This window comes from Pseudochrobactrum lubricantis, assembly GCF_041929865.1.
Lineage (GTDB): Bacteria > Pseudomonadota > Alphaproteobacteria > Rhizobiales > Rhizobiaceae > Pseudochrobactrum > Pseudochrobactrum saccharolyticum.
The window spans coordinates 1-19873 of sequence record NZ_JBHEEE010000005.1 but is presented as its reverse complement, the minus strand read 5'-3'; the positions used below and the strand labels follow the sequence as shown (position 1 = coordinate 19873).

15 protein-coding genes are annotated in these 19873 nt (G+C 52.2%); 11 read left to right on the top strand and 4 right to left on the bottom strand.

Annotated features, from left to right (window positions below; all coding sequences use genetic code 11):
- Positions 1–15 precede the first annotated feature (15 nt).
- The 7 genes from JNC80_RS11450 to pyk all read left to right on the top strand — a co-directional run bounded on the left by JNC80_RS11450 (position 16) and on the right by pyk (position 9924).
- Positions 16–1911 carry an ATP-binding protein gene (locus JNC80_RS11450; RefSeq protein WP_376710407.1) on the top strand — a complete coding sequence of 632 codons (1896 nt, stop codon included), beginning with the start codon at positions 16–18 and terminating at the stop codon, positions 1909–1911.
- Complete coding sequence (locus JNC80_RS11445; RefSeq protein ID WP_376710406.1) at positions 1908–3245, top strand: sigma-54-dependent transcriptional regulator; 1338 nt, start codon at positions 1908–1910, stop codon at positions 3243–3245. The genes JNC80_RS11450 and JNC80_RS11445 overlap by 4 nt, the downstream gene beginning before the upstream one ends.
- Before the next feature lie 156 nt (positions 3246–3401).
- Positions 3402–4721: an ABC transporter substrate-binding protein gene (locus JNC80_RS11440; RefSeq protein WP_376710405.1), complete on the top strand. Its 1320-nt coding sequence runs from the start codon at positions 3402–3404 to the stop codon at positions 4719–4721.
- 165 nt (positions 4722–4886) lie between these two features.
- Complete coding sequence (locus JNC80_RS11435) at positions 4887–6596, top strand: ABC transporter permease (RefSeq protein WP_376710404.1); 1710 nt, start codon at positions 4887–4889, stop codon at positions 6594–6596.
- A gap of 17 nt (positions 6597–6613) precedes the next feature.
- On the top strand, positions 6614–7714 hold the full coding sequence (locus tag JNC80_RS11430) for an ABC transporter ATP-binding protein (RefSeq protein WP_075656697.1): 1101 nt from the start codon (positions 6614–6616) through the stop codon (positions 7712–7714).
- A gap of 86 nt (positions 7715–7800) precedes the next feature.
- Positions 7801–8457, top strand: coding sequence for a histidine phosphatase family protein (locus JNC80_RS11425; protein ID WP_376710403.1), 657 nt, complete (start codon positions 7801–7803; stop codon positions 8455–8457).
- A gap of 51 nt (positions 8458–8508) precedes the next feature.
- A complete protein-coding gene (gene pyk / locus JNC80_RS11420) occupies positions 8509–9924 on the top strand; it encodes a pyruvate kinase (RefSeq protein ID WP_376710402.1) in 1416 nt (471 codons plus the stop codon).
- A gap of 80 nt (positions 9925–10004) precedes the next feature.
- Here pyk and cueR read toward each other — a convergent pair whose 3' ends face one another.
- The gene (gene cueR / locus JNC80_RS11415) at positions 10005–10454 is read right to left on the bottom strand and encodes a Cu(I)-responsive transcriptional regulator (protein ID WP_376710401.1); all 450 of its coding nucleotides are present in this window, start codon (positions 10452–10454) and stop codon (positions 10005–10007) included.
- Positions 10455–10516: 62 nt separating this feature from the next.
- Positions 10517–13018, bottom strand: coding sequence for a heavy metal translocating P-type ATPase (locus JNC80_RS11410; RefSeq protein ID WP_376710400.1), 2502 nt, complete (start codon positions 13016–13018; stop codon positions 10517–10519).
- A 161-nt stretch (positions 13019–13179) separates the two neighbouring features.
- On the opposite strand from JNC80_RS11410, the gene JNC80_RS11405 reads away from it, so the two are divergent.
- The gene (locus JNC80_RS11405; protein ID WP_121992388.1) at positions 13180–13374 is read left to right on the top strand and encodes a heavy-metal-associated domain-containing protein; all 195 of its coding nucleotides are present in this window, start codon (positions 13180–13182) and stop codon (positions 13372–13374) included.
- 14 nt (positions 13375–13388) lie between these two features.
- Positions 13389–13571, top strand: coding sequence for a hypothetical protein (locus JNC80_RS11400; protein ID WP_376710399.1), 183 nt, complete (start codon positions 13389–13391; stop codon positions 13569–13571).
- An 87-nt stretch (positions 13572–13658) separates the two neighbouring features.
- Here JNC80_RS11400 and JNC80_RS11395 read toward each other — a convergent pair whose 3' ends face one another.
- On the bottom strand, positions 13659–14687 hold the full coding sequence (locus JNC80_RS11395) for a 2Fe-2S iron-sulfur cluster-binding protein (protein WP_376710398.1): 1029 nt from the start codon (positions 14685–14687) through the stop codon (positions 13659–13661).
- On the bottom strand, positions 14684–14971 hold the full coding sequence (locus JNC80_RS11390) for a glutaredoxin family protein (RefSeq protein WP_376710397.1): 288 nt from the start codon (positions 14969–14971) through the stop codon (positions 14684–14686). Before JNC80_RS11390 ends, JNC80_RS11395 begins: the two co-directional genes overlap by 4 nt.
- Before the next feature lie 288 nt (positions 14972–15259).
- Here JNC80_RS11390 and JNC80_RS11385 point away from each other — a divergent pair, with 288 nt between their 5' ends.
- The gene (locus tag JNC80_RS11385; RefSeq protein WP_376710396.1) at positions 15260–16513 is read left to right on the top strand and encodes an efflux RND transporter periplasmic adaptor subunit; all 1254 of its coding nucleotides are present in this window, start codon (positions 15260–15262) and stop codon (positions 16511–16513) included.
- Complete coding sequence (locus JNC80_RS11380; RefSeq protein WP_376710395.1) at positions 16510–19698, top strand: efflux RND transporter permease subunit; 3189 nt, start codon at positions 16510–16512, stop codon at positions 19696–19698. Before JNC80_RS11385 ends, JNC80_RS11380 begins: the two co-directional genes overlap by 4 nt.
- Positions 19699–19873: the final 175 nt, after the last annotated feature.

Here is a 19873-nt window from a genome sequence, read left to right as displayed (position 1 = left end):
TTGATGGCAGGATTTATGAGAAGAATTGCTAAGCCAATAACCCAATGGCGCATTGGTATCGGTGCACGGCTCGGCGCTGCATTTGTGGTGATTGTCGGTCTGGCAGTCGGTGCCTGTATTGTCGGCTGGCTATCCTATTACCGGCTGTCCGGTGAATTGTCACATATTGCTGAACAGCAAATGCCGCGACTGGCTTTTGCGTCCCGTCTGTCTAAAGCAGGTGCGGATATAGGTTCACTGACCGCCGCACTGGCAGGGGCTGAAAGCCGCAGCGAATATACTGCAATGCGGCGTATTTATGCTGCACGGCTCACGGCATTGGAAAACTTGCTGGAAAAAAGTGACCTCAGCGCGACGGTGAATACGATCTTGCCATTGGCGCGTGCTATTGAGCGCAACTTGCAGCAGATTGATCTGACATCGGGCAAGCGCTTCACCTTACTGGAAGCAATACATGCAGATATTGATGAACTGCGCTGGGTGCAGGCTGATCTGATCGATGAAGCCGCACCCTTGGTTGATGATACCCGCTTTAATATTGAAACCGAAATGCGCAATGGCCGTAATGCGGCGGCGCTCAGTGAGCAACGCAAGAGTGAGGCATTGCTGACACTTGTCGCTCAGGCAAGTCTTTCAACAGGTCTGATCGCCCGTCTTGCCAATGCTTCAACATCGGAAGAAATTCAGGAGGCGAATGCCTTTCTCGGTGATAGTGCCGATGAGCTGGCAAACCATCTTGGAACACTCAATAGCTGGCCGGACAGTATAACTGTTCGTCAGCTGGCCAAACGCATTTTGCAAAAGTCTGATCAGGCAACCGGCACGCCAAACCGCAAGCGCTCGCAAATGCGCGAAACTGTGCGCCTCGGGGAACTGGCCGTAATGAACGGCCAGCTCGTCAGTGATCTTGGCCGTAATATTGAGACGGAGGTTGTGGCAATCGAAGCAAGTGCGGCAGCAGCGGCCGAACGCGCAGCATCAGCGATTAGCACCGGCAGAAAATTGCTGGCAGTCATTGCTCTGCTTTCTGTGGTTTTGGCCACTGCCATTGGCGTGCTTTATGTTCACAAAAACCTGCTGTTCCGCATCCGGCAACTGGCAACAGCAGCCAATGCAATCAGTGCGGGGCGACCGGATATAGAGATACCGGCAAAAGGCACGGACGAGCTTGCTGATTTGGCGGGGGCTTTGTTGCTTTTCCGCCAGACGCGCGACGAGCTTATTCAGTCGGCAAAACTTGCAGCGCTCGGGCAAATGGCGGCGGGTATCGGGCATGAACTCAATCAGCCGCTTGCAGCAATTCGTGCGCATATACACAGCGGTTCAACTTTGATTACGCGTGGTAAAGGCGAGCAGGCTCTGGTCAATTTTGACAAGATCCGTCAACTGACCACACGAATGGCCGACCAGATCAGTCATATACGGCGTTTTGCACGGCGACCGGATGTCAAGCAGCAAGCCGTTGATCTGTGCAAGAGTGTGCGTGAAGCGCTCAGTCTTCTGGAGCACCGTTTTGAAGATGATGATGTGCGCCTGAAACTCGAACTGCCGGTATCGGACTGTCCGCTTGTTATGGCTGAACCGGTGCGTCTGGAACAGGTGATTGTCAATCTCATTGCCAATGCTCTGGATGCGGTCAAAGATCAGCCTGTCCGGCAGGTTTCCGTTACTGTTGAGGCGACTGAAAATGGTGCAAATCTGATTATTGCAGATACCGGAACTGGGATTGAGAGCGATCATCTGAAAGCAGTGTTTGATCCGTTTTTCACGACCAAGCCGGTCGGATCGGGATTAGGGCTTGGCCTTTCGATTTCTTATAATATTGTCAAAGACTTCGGTGCCAGCATCGCGGTGCTGGATACAGGTCCGCATGGAACGCGGTTTATAGTTTTGCTGAAAGGGCCGGAATGACCTTGCAACCGGATGTTATTCTTATTGATGATGATGCCAGCGTGCTTGAGGCATGCCGTGAAGTGCTGGAGCTTGAAGATTATATTGTTGCGGCGCATAGCTCGGTTGCATCTGCGCTGCGTGATATGCGTGTTGATAGCGGTGCGATTGTCGTTTCTGATGTGCGCATGCCGGAACATGACGGGTTCGATCTCCTCAAAGCTGTGCAGTCCATTGATGCGGAAATACCGATCGTGCTGATGTCCGGTCATGGCGATATTCCTATGGCTCTGCGTGCTATGCGTGATGGTGCATGGGACTTTCTGGAAAAACCGGCCGATCCGCTGATCCTGATTGAAACCATCCGCCGTGCGCGTAATCACCGTCAGCTTCTGCTTGAAAATCGCCGGTTACGGCAGGCAGTGGCGGTTGACGGTTGGGAAGCTCGTTTGATCGGCCATTCAGCACCGATTGTACAATTGCGCGAGCGTTTGAAACGTATTTGCGGCGTGGCCACGGATATTTTGCTCATTGGTAAAACCGGTACTGGCAAGGAAGTCACTGCCCGAGCGCTGCATGATTTCAGCAACCGAAAGGGACGTTTTGTGGCCGTGAATTGCGGTGCAATCCCTGAAACAATGCTGGAATCTGAACTTTTTGGCCATGAAGCCGGCGCCTTTACCGGTGCGCGGGAAAAGCGCATCGGTAAAATAGAATATGCCAATAATGGAACACTGTTTCTCGATGAAATAGAATCCATGCCGCTGAGTGCGCAGGTGCGGCTTTTGCGGGTTTTGCAGGAGCGCAAAATAGAGCGCCTTGGCTCAAACACCGAACTCCAGGTGGATATTCAGGTGATTGCAGCCAGTAAAACAGATTTGCACAAGCTGGTCGTGCAGGGCAGTTTTCGTGAAGATCTTGCGTACCGGCTTGATATAGCCCGCGTTGAAATTCCGCCGTTGTCAGCCCGCAAAGGCGATGTCGGATTACTGTTCAAGCTGTTTCTTGATCTCGCCGCCAAAAGGCAGGGACGTGCAGCTCCGCGTGTGGATGCAACATTTATTGCCGATCTTGATAGCCGAAGCTGGCCCGGCAATGTCCGCGAATTGCGCAATGTGGCGGAACGCTATGTGCTGGGGCTGGAGAATAATGCGCTGGCCGACCTGTCTTTAGACAAAACGCAAACGCTGGAAGCACAGATGGACCGGCTGGAGCGCGCTATCCTGCTTGATACCCTGTCCAACCATGACGGGCGCATTGGCGCTTCGGCGACCGCCTTGGGAATTTCCCGTAAAACACTTTATCTGAAAATGCGCAAATTCGACATCGCTGCACAGAATGAAGATGAGGAATGATACCCTTATGACCCGCTCGCAGGCCGGTCATGTTACCTTTATGACCCATTTGTGTTTGTGAAAGCCCGCATTTCCGGCGTTTTTGAATTTGGCATAATACTTGCTTCTTTAAAGGTATCGTCTGATCTCAGGCGATACTCTAGGGAGGAGAGTTCTATGTTGAAATCGATTGCAGCCACCATGCTGATGTCAGCGGCTATGATTATCACTGCTTCTGCGCAAAATGGCGGAAAAGTAACTGTCGTCACGTCATTCTCAAAAGACGTGACAGACCCGTTTAAGGCCGGTTTTGAAGCCAATAATCCGGGCTTCACGCTTGATGTTCAAAACAAGAGCACCAGCTCCGGCGTAAAATATGTTGATGAAACAAAATCCAACAATCAGGTTGATCTGTTCTGGGCTTCCGCACCGGATGCTTTTGAAGTGCTCAAAGGCCGTAATCTGCTGAGCAAATTTACCCCGTCTGTGACAGGCTTGCCGGACAAAGTCGGTTCTTATCCGGTGAATGATCCGGATTCTTATTATTTCGGTTTTGCGGCATCCGGTTATGGCATTATGTCCAATGACCGCTATCTGGAAGCAAACAATCTGACAAAACCTGTCGAATGGTCTGATCTGGCCAAGCCTGAATATTATGACCATGTCGCTATTGCGGCTCCGTCACGTTCCGGTACCACTCATCTGACCATTGAAACTATTTTGCAGGGTGAGGGCTGGGATCAGGGCTGGGCAACACTCAAGAATATTGGCGGCAATCTCCAGCAGGTAACAGAACGCTCTTACGGCGTTCCCGATGCGGTGAATTCCGGCCAGACAGGGATTGGCATCGTCATTGACTTCTTTGCCTTCTCGGCACAGGCAAGCGGTTTTCCGGTCAGCTTCTCTTATCCGTCAGTAACAACTGTTGTACCTGCCAATATTGGTGTTGTAGCCAATGCGCCTAATCAGGCGGGCGCGGAAGCCTTTGTTAATTACTTGCTTTCAGAAAAAGGGCAGGCCGTCTTGCTTGAACCGGCAATCCGCCGTCTTCCGATCAATCCGGCCAGTTATGCAAATGCACCGGAAGGATTTCCAAATCCGTTCAAGGATGCCCGTTTTCAGACCATGCTTGTCTTTGACTCTGAAACTTCCAAGAACCGTACCGATGCTGTTGATGCATTATATGATCAGCTGATTTCGTTTCAGCTTGATAATCTGAAAGCCGCAACACGCGCCATTCACGCAGCAGAAAAAGCGCTTGCTGCCAATGAACAGGCACCGGCACGCGCGCTCGTGAATGAAGCCCGTGCATTGGTTGCCGCTATGCCGGTCAGTGCTGATGAGGCCGTTAGCCAGCAGCTTCGTGATGCGTTTTCCGGTGGCAAAGAAAAGACAGCCCGTCAGGCCGAGCTTGAACAGCAATGGGCTGCTTTTGCCAAGGAAAAATATTCAGCCGCAAAAGCAAAGGCTGAAGAGGCACTTGCGCTTGTCAACTAAAGTCTGAGCTTCTCACGGTCAGACTGTCCGGTTTGACCGTGCGATGCTCCGGCGCATGACAGACCGCCTGCGTAAGCAGGCGGCTCCATCCGATTATCCGCTTTCGTTTGCTCTGGCGCCCTGTGGCTTGCCGGAACAGCCGACTTCATACCGGAGACTGCCGCAATGGCTTTCACATTATCCATTCCAAGAAAACGCATCTCGGCCAGCCCCGGCCAGATCGTAACAGCGCTGATTATTGCCCTGTTTCTTGCCGTTTTCCTGCTCATTCCCACCGGAACGGTTATCTATACGGCGTTTACGGAAAAGGGCACCGGCGCACTTACAGCCATCAATTTTATTGATTTTTTTAACACCGAGCTGTTCCGTCGCTCATTCTTCAATTCGGTCTATGTTGCAGGCATGTCGGTTGTCTGGGCGACGGTCATTGCATTGCCGCTGGCCGTTCTGACCACCCGCTTTGATTTTCGCGGGTCAATGATTATACAGACCCTCGGCTTCATCCCGCTCATCATGCCACCCTTTGTGGGCGCGGTGGCGATGCAGCTGCTGTTTGGCCGCAATGGTACGGTCAATCTCCTGCTGAATGACTGGTTCGGCTTCCGTATTCCCTTCATGGAGGGGTTGAACGGCGTTATTTTTGTGCAGTCGCTGCATTATTTCCCATTCATTCTCATCAATCTTTCCGCGAGCCTGCGTAATATCGACCGCTCGATGGAAGAAGCCGCGCAAAATCTTGGCTCGTCGGGTTTCCGCCTGTTCCGGCGTATTGTTTTCCCGCTGGCAATGCCGGGTTATCTTGCCGGTGCCTCGCTTGTTTTCGTCAAAGTTTTTGATGATCTGGCGACACCGTTGCTTCTCAATGTCAAGGATATGCTGGCACCGCAGGCTTATCTACGCGTGACTTCGGTCGGTCTGACTGATCCGATGGGTTATGTGATCGCGGTTATTCTGATTGTTGTGTCTATTTTTGCCATGTGGCTGTCCGCAGTAGCCATGCGCGGCAAAGATTATTCCACGGTACAACGCGGCGGCGGCGGGCTGACAAAGCGCAAGCTCACCAGACGCGAAAGTTTCATTGCCTATGCCACGGTCGGTTTCATCCTGCTGCTGGTTCTCTCACCGCATATCGGATTGCTGTTACTGTCTTTTGCTACGGTCTGGTCATACAGCCCGCTGCCGGACGGTTATACAGTGGCGCATTACACCCGCGTGTTCGGTGAAAGCTCTCTCTATATTAAAAACACGCTGATCTATGTCAGCCTTGCCGGTTTGATTGATGTCATCGTGGGCAGTGCCATTGCCTATCTCGTGTTGCGTACAAAGCTGATCGGGCGTCGCTGGCTGGATTGGGCAGCAACCTCGGCACTTGCCATTCCCGGTGTTGTGCTTGGTATTGGTTACCTGCGCACTTTCTACAATATCCCGCTGCCGGACGGCACACCGCTGGCAACGCTTTGGGTTATGCTGGTGCTGGCACTTGCTATCCGTCGCCTGCCTTATGCACTGCGGGCTTGCTATGCTGCACTTCAGCAGGTGTCTATCTCGCTTGAAGAAGCCGCGGAAAATCTTGGGGCAACAAAGCAGAGAACAATCCGCCGTATTGTATTGCCATTGATGACAGGCGGTCTGCTTGCCGGATTTGTCACCAGTTTTGCAACGGCGGCGGTCGAGCTTTCTGCAACACTGATGCTCATCCAAAGCAATTCTGACGCGCCGATTGCCTATGGGCTTTATGTCTTCATGCAATCACCCGCCGGACGCGGGCCGGGTGCCGCACTCGGGGTTATCGCAGTGATACTGGTCGGGCTTTGCACGTTTTTATCACATTACGTTATTGAACGCCGGCAAAAGACGCTTGGGGCGGCCAAGTAAGATTGGGGAGAAAAAATATGACATTAGATACAAACAGCGCCGCCTTGCCGACAACACCGGCAAAAGCAATCAGTATCCGCGATGTGAACCTGTCTTATGGTGCGGTTCATGTGTTGAAGGATATTTGTCTGGATATTAAACCCGGCGAATTCTTCGCCTTTTTGGGGCCGTCCGGTTGCGGGAAAACAACATTGTTGCGCCTGATCGCCGGATTTAATGTTGCGCAACAGGGCAAGGTGGAAATCGGCGGTGCGGATGTGCTTGATATGCCACCGTGGAAGCGTGACGTTGGCATGGTGTTCCAGTCTTATGCGCTATGGCCGCATATGACCGTTGCTCGCAATGTTGCCTTTGGTCTGGAAGAGCGCAAACTGCCGCGCAAAGAAGTTGATAAGCGGGTGAAGGCAGCACTGGAACTGGTGGGGCTGACCCATCTTGCGGATCGTCGTCCTGCCCAGCTTTCCGGTGGACAGCAGCAACGTGTGGCGCTCGCCCGCACAATTGCCATCGAGCCTAAAGTTCTGCTTCTCGATGAACCGCTGTCAAATCTGGATGCGAAAATGCGTGTCGAGGTTCGCCGTGAATTGCGCGATTTGCAGCAACGTCTGAAACTGACGACCATTTTTGTGACCCACGATCAGGAAGAAGCCAATACGGTTTGTGATCGTATCGCAGTCTTCAATGAGGGGCGTATCCAGCAGGTCGGAACGCCGATGAGCCTGTATGAAAAACCAGCTAATCTGTTTGTCGCCAGCTTTCTCGGAACTGCCAATATTCTCGACGGTCATGTCGAGGATACACCGGACGGTCGCGTTTTTGTGGTGGAAGGGGCGGGGTCTATTCCTGTCCCAGAGGGTACGAAGGTTGCGCAAGGGGCTAAACTGGTATTCCGCCCGCAATATGCAACCATCGGTCATACAGAAGAGGGTGCGGTTGCGCTTGAAGGCACCATCGCGCATCGTGAATTCCTCGGTGCAATCATCCGCTATGGTGTTCAGGTTGGCACTGCGACGGTGCTGATTGATGTGCCGTTTTATACCGGTGACACATTGCTGGAACCGGGAACAGCGACAGTGCTTGGCTTGCAGCCTTCCGCAGCACTCTGGCTGACAGAGTAGTAGGCAGCATCCGCCGGTGAATCCATCGGCGGATGCTCTTCTAAAAACATTATATCACATAGTCCCAGCTATTAATTGAGTATGTTATGAATGAATTACCTGATCTGATAGTCATCCGTCATGGTGAAACCCAGTGGAATGTTGCCGGAAGATTGCAGGGCCGGAAAGACACGCCTTTAACGAATAATGGTGTGCGGCAGGCAAAGGCTGTCGGTGTGCGTTTGGCCGATACAATCGCTGCTCATCAAAGTTTGAAATTCTGGAGCAGCCCGCTGCCCCGTGCTTTGCAAACTGCATCCATCCTTGCCGGTATCTGGACTGTTCCTTTTGAGAAATTCACGCAGGCTCCGCTTCTTATGGAGCGGTCATTCGGTGTGTGGGAGGGACAAACATCCGATGAAATCAAACGGGATTTGTCTGATCAATATCGGGCACAGCAAACTGATCCTTGGGATTATACGATGCCGGAGGGGGAAAGCCGCAATGATCTGAAACAACGGATGCAGACATGGCTGACAACGCTGGAAAAGCAGACAACACATGTTGTGGTAACACATAGCGGATGCCTGCGGGCGCTGCGCGGTATTTATACAAAAGCATCTTCTGAAGTGATGCTTGCCTATAGCGAACCGCAGACGGCATCATTTTTGCTCTCTTCCGGCCGTGAAACCATGCTGGAAATTCCGGCTGGTATTCTACGGGCTATGGGTTGCGAGGGCGCGGGAACAACAGTGCGCCTTTGATTGATTGCCATCATGTTCTGATGACATTGCAGTGCAGGATTAATCCGACAAATGAAACAATATAAAAAAGTTAAGATACTCGCGACACTGGGACCGGCTTCTTCCGAAGAGCATATTATCCGGCAGTTGCACGCGGCAGGCGCAGATCTGTTCCGGATCAATATGAGTCATGCCAGCCATGACATGATGCGCCAATTAATCCGGCATATTCGCGCTGTTGAATTACAAAGTGGCCGTCCTATCGGCATTCTTGCTGATTTACAGGGGCCAAAACTGCGTATTGGCAGATTTGCACAAGGCACCGTGGAACTGAGAGTCGGGCAGAGTTTTACGTTGGATAACAGGGATGAGCCGGGTGACAACAGTCGTGTTTTTCTTCCGCATCCGGAGATATTTGCAGCAGTGAAGGCGGGGCACCGCCTGCTGATCGATGATGGAAAACTGCATCTGCGCGTGGAAAAAGCTGACAATGAGAGCATGACCACCACTGTTGTAGCCGGTACAAAAATCTCTGACCGCAAGGGTGTCAGCCTGCCTGATACATTATTGGCCGTGGGTGTTTTGACCGACAAAGATCGGGCAGATCTTGATGCGCTACTTGCAACCGGCGAAATTGACTGGGTTGCTTTGTCTTTCGTGCAGAGGCCGGAAGACTTGCTTGAAGTGCGTAAGATTGCCGGTGATCGCGTAGGACTGATGTCCAAGATCGAGAAGCCTCAGGCTCTGGATCATATTGACGAGATTATCAGGCTTTCGGATGCACTGATGGTGGCCCGCGGAGATTTGGGCGTGGAAATGCCGCTTGAATCTGTTCCCGGATTGCAAAAACAACTGACACGGGCATGCAGACGTGCAGGCAAACCCGTGGTGATTGCCACGCAAATGCTGGAATCTATGATTAGCGCTCCGGTGCCAACACGTGCAGAAGTTTCGGATGTGGCAACTGCGGTTTTCGAAGGCGCAGACGCCATCATGCTTTCGGCAGAATCCGCTTCAGGTGATTATCCGGTTGAGGCTGTGGCAACAATGGCGTCAATCGCCCGCAATGTGGAGCTTGATCCGCTTTATACAGGTATTATCAACAAGCAGGGCGCAGCTCCTGAGGCAACCGGTGCTGATGCAATTTCTCTGGCGGCACACCAGATCGCAGTCACGTTAGGGCTTGCTGCCATTGTTTGTTACACCTCGTCGGGTACGACAGGTCTACGTGCCGCGCGGGAGCGCCCTCCGGTGCCGATTATTGCTCTTTCGCCTGTTGTGCAAACCGCGCGACGGCTGTCTCTGGTCTGGGGTCTTTATTGTGTCACCACGGATGACACCGCAGATATAGATGAAACTGTGAAACGTGCTTGTGCCATTGTGGAAGCAGAAGGGTTCGGCGGGCAGGGAGATAGTATTATCATTTCTGCAGGCGTGCCTTTTGGCATACCGGGCAGCACAAATATGCTGCGTATTGCTGAATTATAGCATGACGTGATTCATCGGATTATGGTGATGAGGTCATTCTGTTCCGGCCAATTAAGCTACTATTTTAAAGTTGCTTTATTTCATTGTAACCGGCGATCCACAGCACCGCGGCGCGGATAGATAGACAGATCTTCGTCTTCCGGATCGGTTTCAAGGCGTTTCAGGATCGGGCAATGCGGCCGGTGATCCCCCTGACAGGCATTGACCAGCATTGTCAGTGTGTTGGACATATCCTGCAGTGCTTTGATTTTGATGGCCAGTTCGTTGATATGGCCTTGTGCCATTTGTTTGACTTCTGCGCTTTTGCGTGAATCATCCCGCCACAGGCTGAGAAGGTCGCTGATTTCGGCAACGGAAAATCCCAGATCGCGTGCCCGCCGGATGAAGCGGAGCATATGCACATCGGTATTAGAATAATCACGATAGCCTGCGGATGTACGGTCAGCGACCGGCACAAGTCCGATTTGCTCATAATAGTGGATCATTTTGGCTGATACGCCGGAAGCTTTTGCTGCCTGACCAATATTCATCGAGGTTCTCCTTCCAAGAATGTGCAGCCGGTCCGCATTAAAAGACCGGCTGCAAGACTTTGTCAGCTGGCGATTTTGAATGAACGCAAGCGCAGGGCATTACCCAGCACAAACACACTGGACAGCGCCATCGCACCGGCGGCGAAAACCGGAGACAACAGAATGCCATAAGCCGGATAAAGCAAACCGGCTGCAACCGGAACCAGAGCAGCATTATAGATAAATGCCCAGAACAGGTTTTGCCGGATATTGCCGATGGTTGCTTTTGACAAGGCAATTGCATTCGGCACGCCCTGCAAACTGCCGGACATCAGCACAACATCTGCCGCTTCAATGGCGATATCTGTTCCTGTGCCGATGGCCAGACCCACATCCGCCTCGGCCAGTGCCGGCGCATCATTAATGCCATCGCCAACGAATGCAGTCTGACCATATTGAGCCTTCAGGCGGCGGATAGCTTCAACTTTGCCATCTGGCAGTACTTCCGCCACCACTTCATCAATGCCCAGACGTGCTGCAATCGCTTTGGCTGTGCGGGCATTGTCACCGGTAATCATTGCCACTTTGAGGCCGAGATTATGCATGGCTTTAATGGCCGCAGGTGTGGTTTCCTTGATCGGGTCGGCAACAGCAATGATGGCTGCCAGCTTGCCGTCGATTGCCGCATAAAGCGGGGACTTTCCTTCATTGCCCAGCCGTTCCGCGATTTTGGCAAAAGCAGCTACATCATGGCCGAGCTCGGTCATATAACGGTCTGCACCAATCTCAATGCGTTTGCTATCGACTACCGCTTTGACACCGAAACCTGTTACCGATTCAAAATCGGATACGGGTGACAATGAAAGCCCTTCATTTGCTGCCGCATCAACAATGGCACGGGCAATCGGATGTTCCGATTTTGCCTCTACTGCTGCAACAAGTGCCAGTACATTGGCGCGATCGAAGCCATTTGCCAGTTCCAGATCTGTCAGAGCAGGTTTGCCTTCAGTCAGCGTGCCTGTTTTATCGAGAGCAACAACCTTGGCATCTTTGAGCAATTGCAGCGCTTCACCTTTGCGGAAAAGGACACCGAGTTCCGCACCGCGACCGGTGCCGACCATGATTGAGGTTGGTGTTGCCAGACCCATGGCACACGGGCAGGCGATAATCAGAACGGCAACGGCATTCACCAATGCGAAAGTCAAAGCCGGTGACGGACCAAGAATGAGCCATGCAGCAAATGTCAGAGCGGCCACTGCAAAGACAGCCGGTACAAACCACATGGTCACTTTGTCGACCAGTGCCTGAATTGGCAGTTTGGAACCCTGAGCCTCTTCGACCATACGGATGATCTGGGACAGGACAGTGTTGCCACCGACAGCCGTGGCACGATAGGCAAAGGCCCCTTTCTGATTGACGGTGCCGCCGACGATCTCACTGCCAACGGATTTTGCCACAGGGATCGGCTCGCCGGTGATCATGGATTCGTCGACATAGCTGGTACCTTCGATGACTTCGCCATCGACCGGCAGACGCTCACCCGGGCGGACTTCAACAATATCACCGGACAAAACATCATCAATCGGCAGGTCGACGGCCTGACCATTTCTGCGCACCCGTGCGGTTTTTGCCTGAAGACCGGCCAGACGCTTGATCGCCTCGGAAGTGCGTCCTTTAGCGCGGGCTTCCAGCAACCGGCCGAGCAGGATCAGCGTTACAATAACGGCTGCCGCTTCATAATAGACATTGATGGTACCGGCAGGCAGAAGGCCAGGCGCAAAGGTCGCAACCAGCGAATAGCCGTAAGCTGCAAGCGTGCCGACAGCCACCAGCGAGTTCATATCCGGTGCAAAACGCATAAGCGCCGGAAGTCCTTTTTCATAAAACCGGATACCCGGAATGAAGAGCACCAAAGTCGTCAGAGCAAACTGGATATACCAATTCCACTGCATGCCGATGGTTGATTCAATCAGCCCATGTACACCCGGAATAATATGCGATCCCATTTCCATCAGGAAAACAGGAAGCGTCAGAACCGCGGCTATAGTGAAATCGCGGGTCAGCTCACGCCGTTCGGTTTCTTTTCTCTCTGCCCGTGCATCATCCTCATTGCTGCTTTTACTGCCGGAGCCTGCAATCAGCTTGGCCTCATAACCGGCATCAGCAATTGCGGCGATCAGGTCTGCGGTATTCGCTGTTCCGTGAATAGTTGCGCGTTCTGTTGCCAGATTGACCACAGCATTTGTAACGCCTGAAATAGCTTTCAATGCACGTTCAACACGGCCGACACAGGATGCGCAGGTCATGCCTTCAACGGAGAGTTCTACAGGGCCGGTTGCCGCAGACATTTGCGCAGGCACAGAATAACCTGCCTTTTCGATGGCTTCGATTAATCTCACCCGAGGGACAGTTGAATCGGTTGTGATATTCGCGCGCTCTGTTGCCAGATTCACGGACACGGTTTCAACACCCGGCACTGCTTTGAGTGCGCGTTCAATACTGCCGACGCAGGATGCGCAGGTCATTCCTTCAACAGGGAGGGACACAGTTTCAGATAAGTCTTTTGCTCGAACGGGGGCATTCATAGCCGCCTCCTTTTCTTTCCGAAAATTTAAATTCGGTGCGAGCATGAGGCTTCCAACAATTGGAAGGTCAAGAGCAAAAATTTCTTTGTTTTCACCCTTGACCTTTCCATGGTTGGAAACCCCATCTTGATGTCATGAGAGCCAAATAAAGGAGAAGTCTCATGGAACTGAAGATCGAAAATATGACCTGCGGCGGCTGTGCTAAATCTGTGACCAAAGCCATTCAGTCGGTGGATGCCAATGCGAAGATTGAAACCGATCCGGCAACACGGCTGGTAAGAATTGAAACTGCAGTCAGTTCTGATGCACTGCAAAAAGTTCTCGAAGAGGCAGGTTATCCCGCAGCTGTGAACTAAACAGGGGAATGATTATGAACAAGCTGAGCCTCATTCTTATTACAGGCGCACTTGCTGTGAGTGTCGGGCTGGTATTTGTACAAAACCGGCTGGAAATGAAAGGCGGAATGCAAGGGCATTCCATGCAGGGTATGACAATGCCGGATCATGCAATGCGGACAGAAGAGGCGTCTTCTGAGCCGACACCGGTACCGTGACAATCAGCTGGCAATGTGTTGAGGATTCGCTATATCCGCATCATGAAGAACCCGCTGCGATTATTTCGCAGCGGGTTTTACTGTATTTTATTCGGCTACAGCCGCGATTGGTAATGTTTCCGGCGTGAAGAATATATCAGCATGCATATCTTCTTTTTGTAATCCGCGGGCAAAAGTAACAGCCATTGCTGCATCCACCATCAATGGTGGCCCCGCGACATAAGCTTTCCAGCCGCTGAAATCAGAAATGTCCTGTGCAACCGCGCGGGTCACAAAACCGCTCCGGTAATGTTCAGAGCGTGCCTCTGATAAGACCGGCGTAAAAGACAGGTTCGGGTGCTTTTCTATCAGGCTGCGGAAATGCTCCGTGAGATAAAGATCACGTTCGGAGCGTGCGCCGAAATAGACATGAATCCTCTGTTTCATACCATGGGCAAGAGCGGTTTCTACAATAGATTTGATCGGTGCCAGCCCTGAGCCTCCGGCAATACACAGGATCGGGTCACTATGATACTGCCGCAGGAACGAAGCCCCTAAAGCGACCTCCATCTTTATGGGATCACCGGTTTTTAATGTCTGATGTACATAGCCGGATGTAATGCCTGCGGGAACATGGCGGATGTGAAATTCAAGGTGTTTCTCACCGGAGCGGTTTGCCATGGAATAGCTGCGGGAAGGTACACCGTTAAAGCTGAGTTCAGCATATTGTCCCGCCGAAAAATGCAGCGGCAAACCATTTTCAGGCGTGACTTGCACCAGTTTGATATCATGGGTGAGATCTTCAATACGGGTAACAATACCTTTTAGCTGCTGCGCAGGTTGCAGTTCTTCATGCTCTGCGCCCAGCCACGCGACAGTTATATCTGTCAGCGGCACCGAGCGGCATGCGAGAATTAATCCTTCGGCTTTCTCCTCATCAGACAGGGCAAAACGGGAATGCTGAAGTATTTCTACGTCCCCCTCTATGAGGCGGGATTTGCACGAGCCGCAGCGGCCGGATTTGCAACCGTGAGGATAGGAAATACCTGCTGCAAGAGCTGCCTCTAGCAGAGTTTGCCCGTCAGCACAGGTAATACTGCTGCGGGCCTGACGGATATCAATGCGTTTTGAGGTCATGGCTGCGCCTCTGATGTTTTCAGCTGTGCCTCTGACAAACCTAGTGCCTTCATCAAACCGGGTTGCTGGCTCAAAAATGTGCCGTAAAAAACCTGATCGCCGACAATGCTGATCGGCGTAACACGCACACCGGTACGTGTTTTGGCTTCTTCTGCGATCAGCGGATCGGTGAGATCACGTTCCTCATAGGCAATCTTTTGCTGGGCGAGCCAGCGTTTGAGCGCATGGCAATCGGGGCAGGTCGGAGTTGTATAGATGAGGAGTTGCGGTGTACCGGCATTCATCTTTTTGCCTTTCTCTGTATTGGGAAAAGTTCTTCTGAAAACAGCGACTGAATTGTGCTGACAGAACAACATTGCAGGCACGATGCGGCTTCCAGCGCTTGTAAGGTCAAGAGCTGTTTCCGGCCGAAAAACGAAACGTTACAAAGCGGGGAGGCATGTTTATCGGAGCAAGACAGAAATTCTTTGTTCTGCTTTTAAGGCTCTTGACCTTTCCAGCGTTGGAAACACCACCTTCATAAAAATTGAACGTGGCATCTCCTGAAGATGCCTTTATGAAGGTAGACTGAAATGAAAAAGAAAATCACGGCACTGTACTTGACCGGTGTCGTTATTATCGGCGGGGCATTATTTTATCCCGATAAAGCAGAGCTGTATGTCAGCCGTTTCCTCACATTTCTTTCGTCGGCCGCACTTCCTTATGCTGCCGCGCAATCGGGAGAAATGCCTGCACCGCAGGTGCCTGTAGCAGAGGTTGTAACGCGCAAGCTTGCTCTGTCTACAGAATTCACCGGCCATCTGGAGGCAAGCAAGCTGGTGGAACTGCGCCCGCGTGTTGGTGGTGCAATTGAAACAGTAAGTGTCCCGGAGGGAGAGCTTGTACAATCGGGGCAAGCTCTGTTTGAGATTGATGCCAGACCGTTTCAGGTCGTTCTTGATGCCGCCAAGGCGGAGTTGCAGCAGGCGGAAGTTTTGCTGAAGCATGCTGAAACCAATTTCAAGCGCACGGCCAGTCTTGCGCCAAACGGCACAGTCTCCCGAAAGACTTTTGACGATGCTCAGGCGGCACGCAGTCAGCGTCAGGCTCAGCTTGCTATCGCTAAAGCGGCGGTTGCCGCTGCCGAGCTTGATCTGTCCTTTACCCGCGTGACTGCTCCTGTTGACGGGCGCGTTGACCGCGTTTTGGTGCATGAAGGCAATCTGGTAACAGGGGGAAATGCTGGCAATGCGACATTGCTTACGACTATCGTCAGCACCGATCCGCTCTATGTATATTTCGACATTGATGAGGTGACTTATCTCAGCTTTGTCGCGCGTGCCTGGGCTCAGGAACATGGCAAAGCTAACACCGCATTGCCGGTGCAGATCGCACTGATGACGGATAAGGAGTTCACCTATAACGGAGCTCTGGATTTTATCAGTAATCGTATCGACAGAAGTACCGGCACCATTCGTGCCCGTGCTGTCGTTGAAAATCCTGAAGGCATACTGGCCCCCGGACTTTTTGCACGCATAAAACTGGCGACCTCAGAGCCGCTGCAAACAGTTCTGATTGATGATCAGGCCATCGGCACAGATCAGGGGCGTCGTTATGTGCTGGTTTTAGGTGAGGACAATAAAGCCGAATTTCGTCCGGTGGAAATCGGGACGATAGTCGATGGTTTGCGCGTTATTTCTTCCGGTCTTCAAGTGGGTGAAAAGATCATTGTGAAGGGGCTTGTTGGCCCCGGCATGCAGGTCACGCCACAGATGATTTCAATGGTGCCGGAGCGGGTTTCTGACAGCGCTCAGGCAGAAGCTTCTCAACAGGAGGCGCGTCGATGAATATCCCGCGCTTTTTTGTTGACCGCCCGATTTTTGCAGTCGTGCTTTCTGTCCTGATGCTGATTGCAGGCGGCCTGACCCTGCTGAAACTGCCGCTGAGTGAATATCCTCAGGTCACACCGCCGACTATACAGGTCACAGCCAGCTATCCGGGAGCCAATCCGGAAGTGATTGCTGAAACCGTCGCCGCGCCATTGGAACAGGCGATTAACGGCGTCGAAAACATGCTCTATATGGGCTCACAGGCGGCAACCGACGGGCGTATGACGCTGACAATTGCGTTTCAGCAGGGCACTGATCCTGATATGGCGCAAATTCAGGTGCAAAACCGTGTCTCCCGTGTGCTGCCGCGCTTGCCGCAGGAAGTGCAGCGTATCGGCGTGGTGACGCAAAAAACCTCACCGGATATTCTGATGGTTGTGCATCTTGTGTCACCGGATGGGCGTTATGATCCACTGTATTTGTCCAATTATGCGCTTTTGCAGGTGCGTGATCAGCTGGCGCGCGTGCCGGGAGTTGGTGATGTACTGGTTTGGGGCGCCGGTGAATATTCGATGCGGGTCTGGCTTGATCCGAATAAGGTTGCGGCACGTGGTCTGACTGCATCGGATGTGATTGCATCCATTCAGGAACAGAATGTGCAGGTCGCTGCCGGCTCGGTCGGGCAGCAACCGGATGCGTCTTCCGCATTTCAGGTAACAGTTAACATACTTGGCAGGTTGTCGAATGAAGAGCAGTTCGGCGATATTGTTGTTAAAACCGGTTCTGAGGGACAGGTAACCCGCCTGCGGGATGTTGCCCGTATCGAACTTGGTGCGGATGCTTATGCGCTGCGCAGTCTTTTGGACGGTAAACCGGCACTGGCAATTCAGATTATTCAAAGTCCGGGCGCGAATGCACTGGATGTATCAGCAGCTATCCGCGATGCAATGAATGTTCTGGAGAAAGATTTTCCGGAAGGTATAGAATATCGTATCGCCTATGATCCGACAGTCTTCGTTAAGGCCTCTCTGGAAGCCGTGGTGATGACATTGCTGGAAGCTATCGTACTGGTGGTTCTTGTCGTCGTGCTGTTTTTGCAAACATGGCGCGCTTCGATTATTCCGCTTGTTGCCGTGCCGGTGTCACTGGTTGGCACATTCGCCCTGATGTATCTGTTCGGCTTCTCGCTGAATACATTGTCGCTGTTCGGGCTGGTGCTTTCTATCGGTATCGTGGTCGATGATGCGATTGTGGTTGTGGAAAATGCAGAGCGCCATATCGCATTGGGAGAGACACCTAAAGAAGCCGCGCGTAAGGCTATGGATGAAGTGACGGGGCCGATTATCGCCATTACCTCGGTGTTGTCGGCAGTGTTTATTCCTTCCGCCTTCCTCACCGGATTACAGGGGGAATTCTACCGGCAATTCGCCCTGACAATTGCCATTTCAACCATTCTGTCCGCAATTAATTCTTTGACCTTGTCTCCGGCGCTGGCAGGCGTATTGCTGAAGCCTCATCATGGGGAAGTAAAACGCGACAGGCTTACTATTATCATTGACCGGCTGTTTGGCTGGTTTTTCCGGCGCTTCAATCTGTTCTTTGACCGTGCTTCCAATGCCTATGTCTGGTCGGTGCGCCGTGCCATTCGCCTGAGCGGTCTTGTCCTGCTGGTTTATGCTGCTTTGGTTGGCACGACATGGCTTGGTTTTCAGACTGTGCCGATTGGTTTCGTGCCCGCACAGGATAAATATTATCTGGTTGGTATTGCCCAATTGCCAAGCGGCGCTTCGCTTGATCGCACGGAGGCTATGGTCAAAACTATGTCCGAAATCGCTCTGGCCGAACCGGGCGTAGAAAGTGTTGTTGCCTTTCCGGGGCTTTCGGTAAATGGCATGGTCAATATTCCGAATGCTGCTGTGATGTTTACAATGCTCAAACCTTTTGACGAACGGAAAGATCCGTCATTATCTGCTTTTGCGATTGCAGGCCGTTTGATGGGTAAATTCAGTCAGATACCCGATGGTTTCGCGGGTATTTTCCCGCCGCCGCCTGTGCCGGGACTCGGTTCTACCGGTGGTTTTAAAATTCAGCTTGAAGATCGCGCCGGACTTGGTTTTGAGGCATTAGCAAAAACGCAGGGTGAGATCATGGCTAAGGCGATGCAAACACCGGAACTGGCAGGTATGCTGGCCAGTTTTCAGGTGAATGCGCCGCAGGTGCAGGTTGATATCGATCGTGTCAAAGCGAAAATACAAGGCGTGCCGCTCAATACAATATTTGAAACATTGCAGGTCTATCTCGGCTCGCTCTATGCCAATGATTTCAACCGTTTTGGGCGTACCTATCGTGTGATGGTGCAGGCCGATGCTCCCTTTCGTATGCAGCCGCAGGATATCGGACGCCTGAAGGTGCGTAATGCCGCCGGAGATATGATCCCGCTCTCAGCTCTGCTGACAGTGAAGGATAGTTCGGGACCGGATCGTATCATGCATTATAACGGTTTCCCTTCAGCGGATATCAGCGGCAGTCCAGCGCCCGGCTATTCTTTCGGGCAGGCAACGGCAGCAATAGAGCGCATAGCTCTGGAAACAATGCCAGCCGGTATGGCTTTTGAATGGACGGAACTTGCCTATCAGGAAAAACAGGCAGGCAATGCAGCCATGTATGTTTTCCCGCTGTCTGTATTGCTCGCTTTTCTCATTCTTGCGGCACAATATAACAGCTGGTCGTTGCCTTTTTCGGTTCTGCTGATTGCGCCGATGGCATTGTTGTCAGCGATTGCCGGTGTCTGGCTCACAGGCGGAGATAACAATATTTTCACCCAGATCGGCTTTGTTGTTCTGGTGGGGCTTGCCGCTAAAAATGCCATTCTGATTGTGGAATTTGCCAGAGCCAAAGAGGATGAAGGTGTTGATCCGCTTAATGCGGTTCTGGAAGCGGCAAGACTGCGTTTGCGGCCGATTCTGATGACCTCACTTGCCTTTATTGCCGGTGTTGTTCCTCTGATGCTGGCAACAGGGGCGGGAGCAGAAATGCGTCATGTCATGGGTATTGCTGTTTTTGCCGGTATGCTCGGAGTGACGTTGTTTGGGCTGGTGCTGACACCGGTCTTCTACGTTCTGGTGCGGCGTATGACACTTGCCCGTGAACAGTCTAAAATTAAAGCTGAAGTTCAGGTCAATGAGAAAAGCGGCACAGCATGATCGCAGGCTGTACCGCTTTTCGTATAACCTTAAATGGTAATAATTGGAGGTGCGTGGAAACACGCCTCCATAAAATTGTTGGTAACTTACTTCTGCTTTTGTTTTAGCAAGTTAAAGTTGCGACGTTCCCAGCAAAATAGAAATGCGACAGGCGCTGACGACAGCCCCCATTCCG

What these genes read in the sequence shown, in the direction of transcription:
- JNC80_RS11385 (WP_376710396.1), top strand. Translation starts at nt 15,260, where the DNA reads ATGAAAAAGAAAATCACGGCACTGTACTTGACCGGTGTCGTTATTATC.
- JNC80_RS11380 (WP_376710395.1), top strand. Translation starts at nt 16,510, where the DNA reads ATGAATATCCCGCGCTTTTTTGTTGACCGCCCGATTTTTGCAGTCGTG.
- JNC80_RS11430 (WP_075656697.1), top strand. Translation starts at nt 6,614, where the DNA reads ATGACATTAGATACAAACAGCGCCGCCTTGCCGACAACACCGGCAAAA.
- JNC80_RS11445 (WP_376710406.1), top strand. Translation starts at nt 1,908, where the DNA reads ATGACCTTGCAACCGGATGTTATTCTTATTGATGATGATGCCAGCGTG.
- cueR (WP_376710401.1), bottom strand. Translation starts at nt 10,454, where the DNA reads ATGAATATTGGTCAGGCAGCAAAAGCTTCCGGCGTATCAGCCAAAATG.
- JNC80_RS11425 (WP_376710403.1), top strand. Translation starts at nt 7,801, where the DNA reads ATGAATGAATTACCTGATCTGATAGTCATCCGTCATGGTGAAACCCAG.
- JNC80_RS11395 (WP_376710398.1), bottom strand. Translation starts at nt 14,687, where the DNA reads ATGACCTCAAAACGCATTGATATCCGTCAGGCCCGCAGCAGTATTACC.
- JNC80_RS11400 (WP_376710399.1), top strand. Translation starts at nt 13,389, where the DNA reads ATGAACAAGCTGAGCCTCATTCTTATTACAGGCGCACTTGCTGTGAGT.
- JNC80_RS11390 (WP_376710397.1), bottom strand. Translation starts at nt 14,971, where the DNA reads ATGAATGCCGGTACACCGCAACTCCTCATCTATACAACTCCGACCTGC.
- pyk (WP_376710402.1), top strand. Translation starts at nt 8,509, where the DNA reads ATGAAACAATATAAAAAAGTTAAGATACTCGCGACACTGGGACCGGCT.
- JNC80_RS11435 (WP_376710404.1), top strand. Translation starts at nt 4,887, where the DNA reads ATGGCTTTCACATTATCCATTCCAAGAAAACGCATCTCGGCCAGCCCC.
- JNC80_RS11405 (WP_121992388.1), top strand. Translation starts at nt 13,180, where the DNA reads ATGGAACTGAAGATCGAAAATATGACCTGCGGCGGCTGTGCTAAATCT.
- JNC80_RS11410 (WP_376710400.1), bottom strand. Translation starts at nt 13,018, where the DNA reads ATGAATGCCCCCGTTCGAGCAAAAGACTTATCTGAAACTGTGTCCCTC.
- JNC80_RS11450 (WP_376710407.1), top strand. Translation starts at nt 16, where the DNA reads ATGAGAAGAATTGCTAAGCCAATAACCCAATGGCGCATTGGTATCGGT.
- JNC80_RS11440 (WP_376710405.1), top strand. Translation starts at nt 3,402, where the DNA reads ATGTTGAAATCGATTGCAGCCACCATGCTGATGTCAGCGGCTATGATT.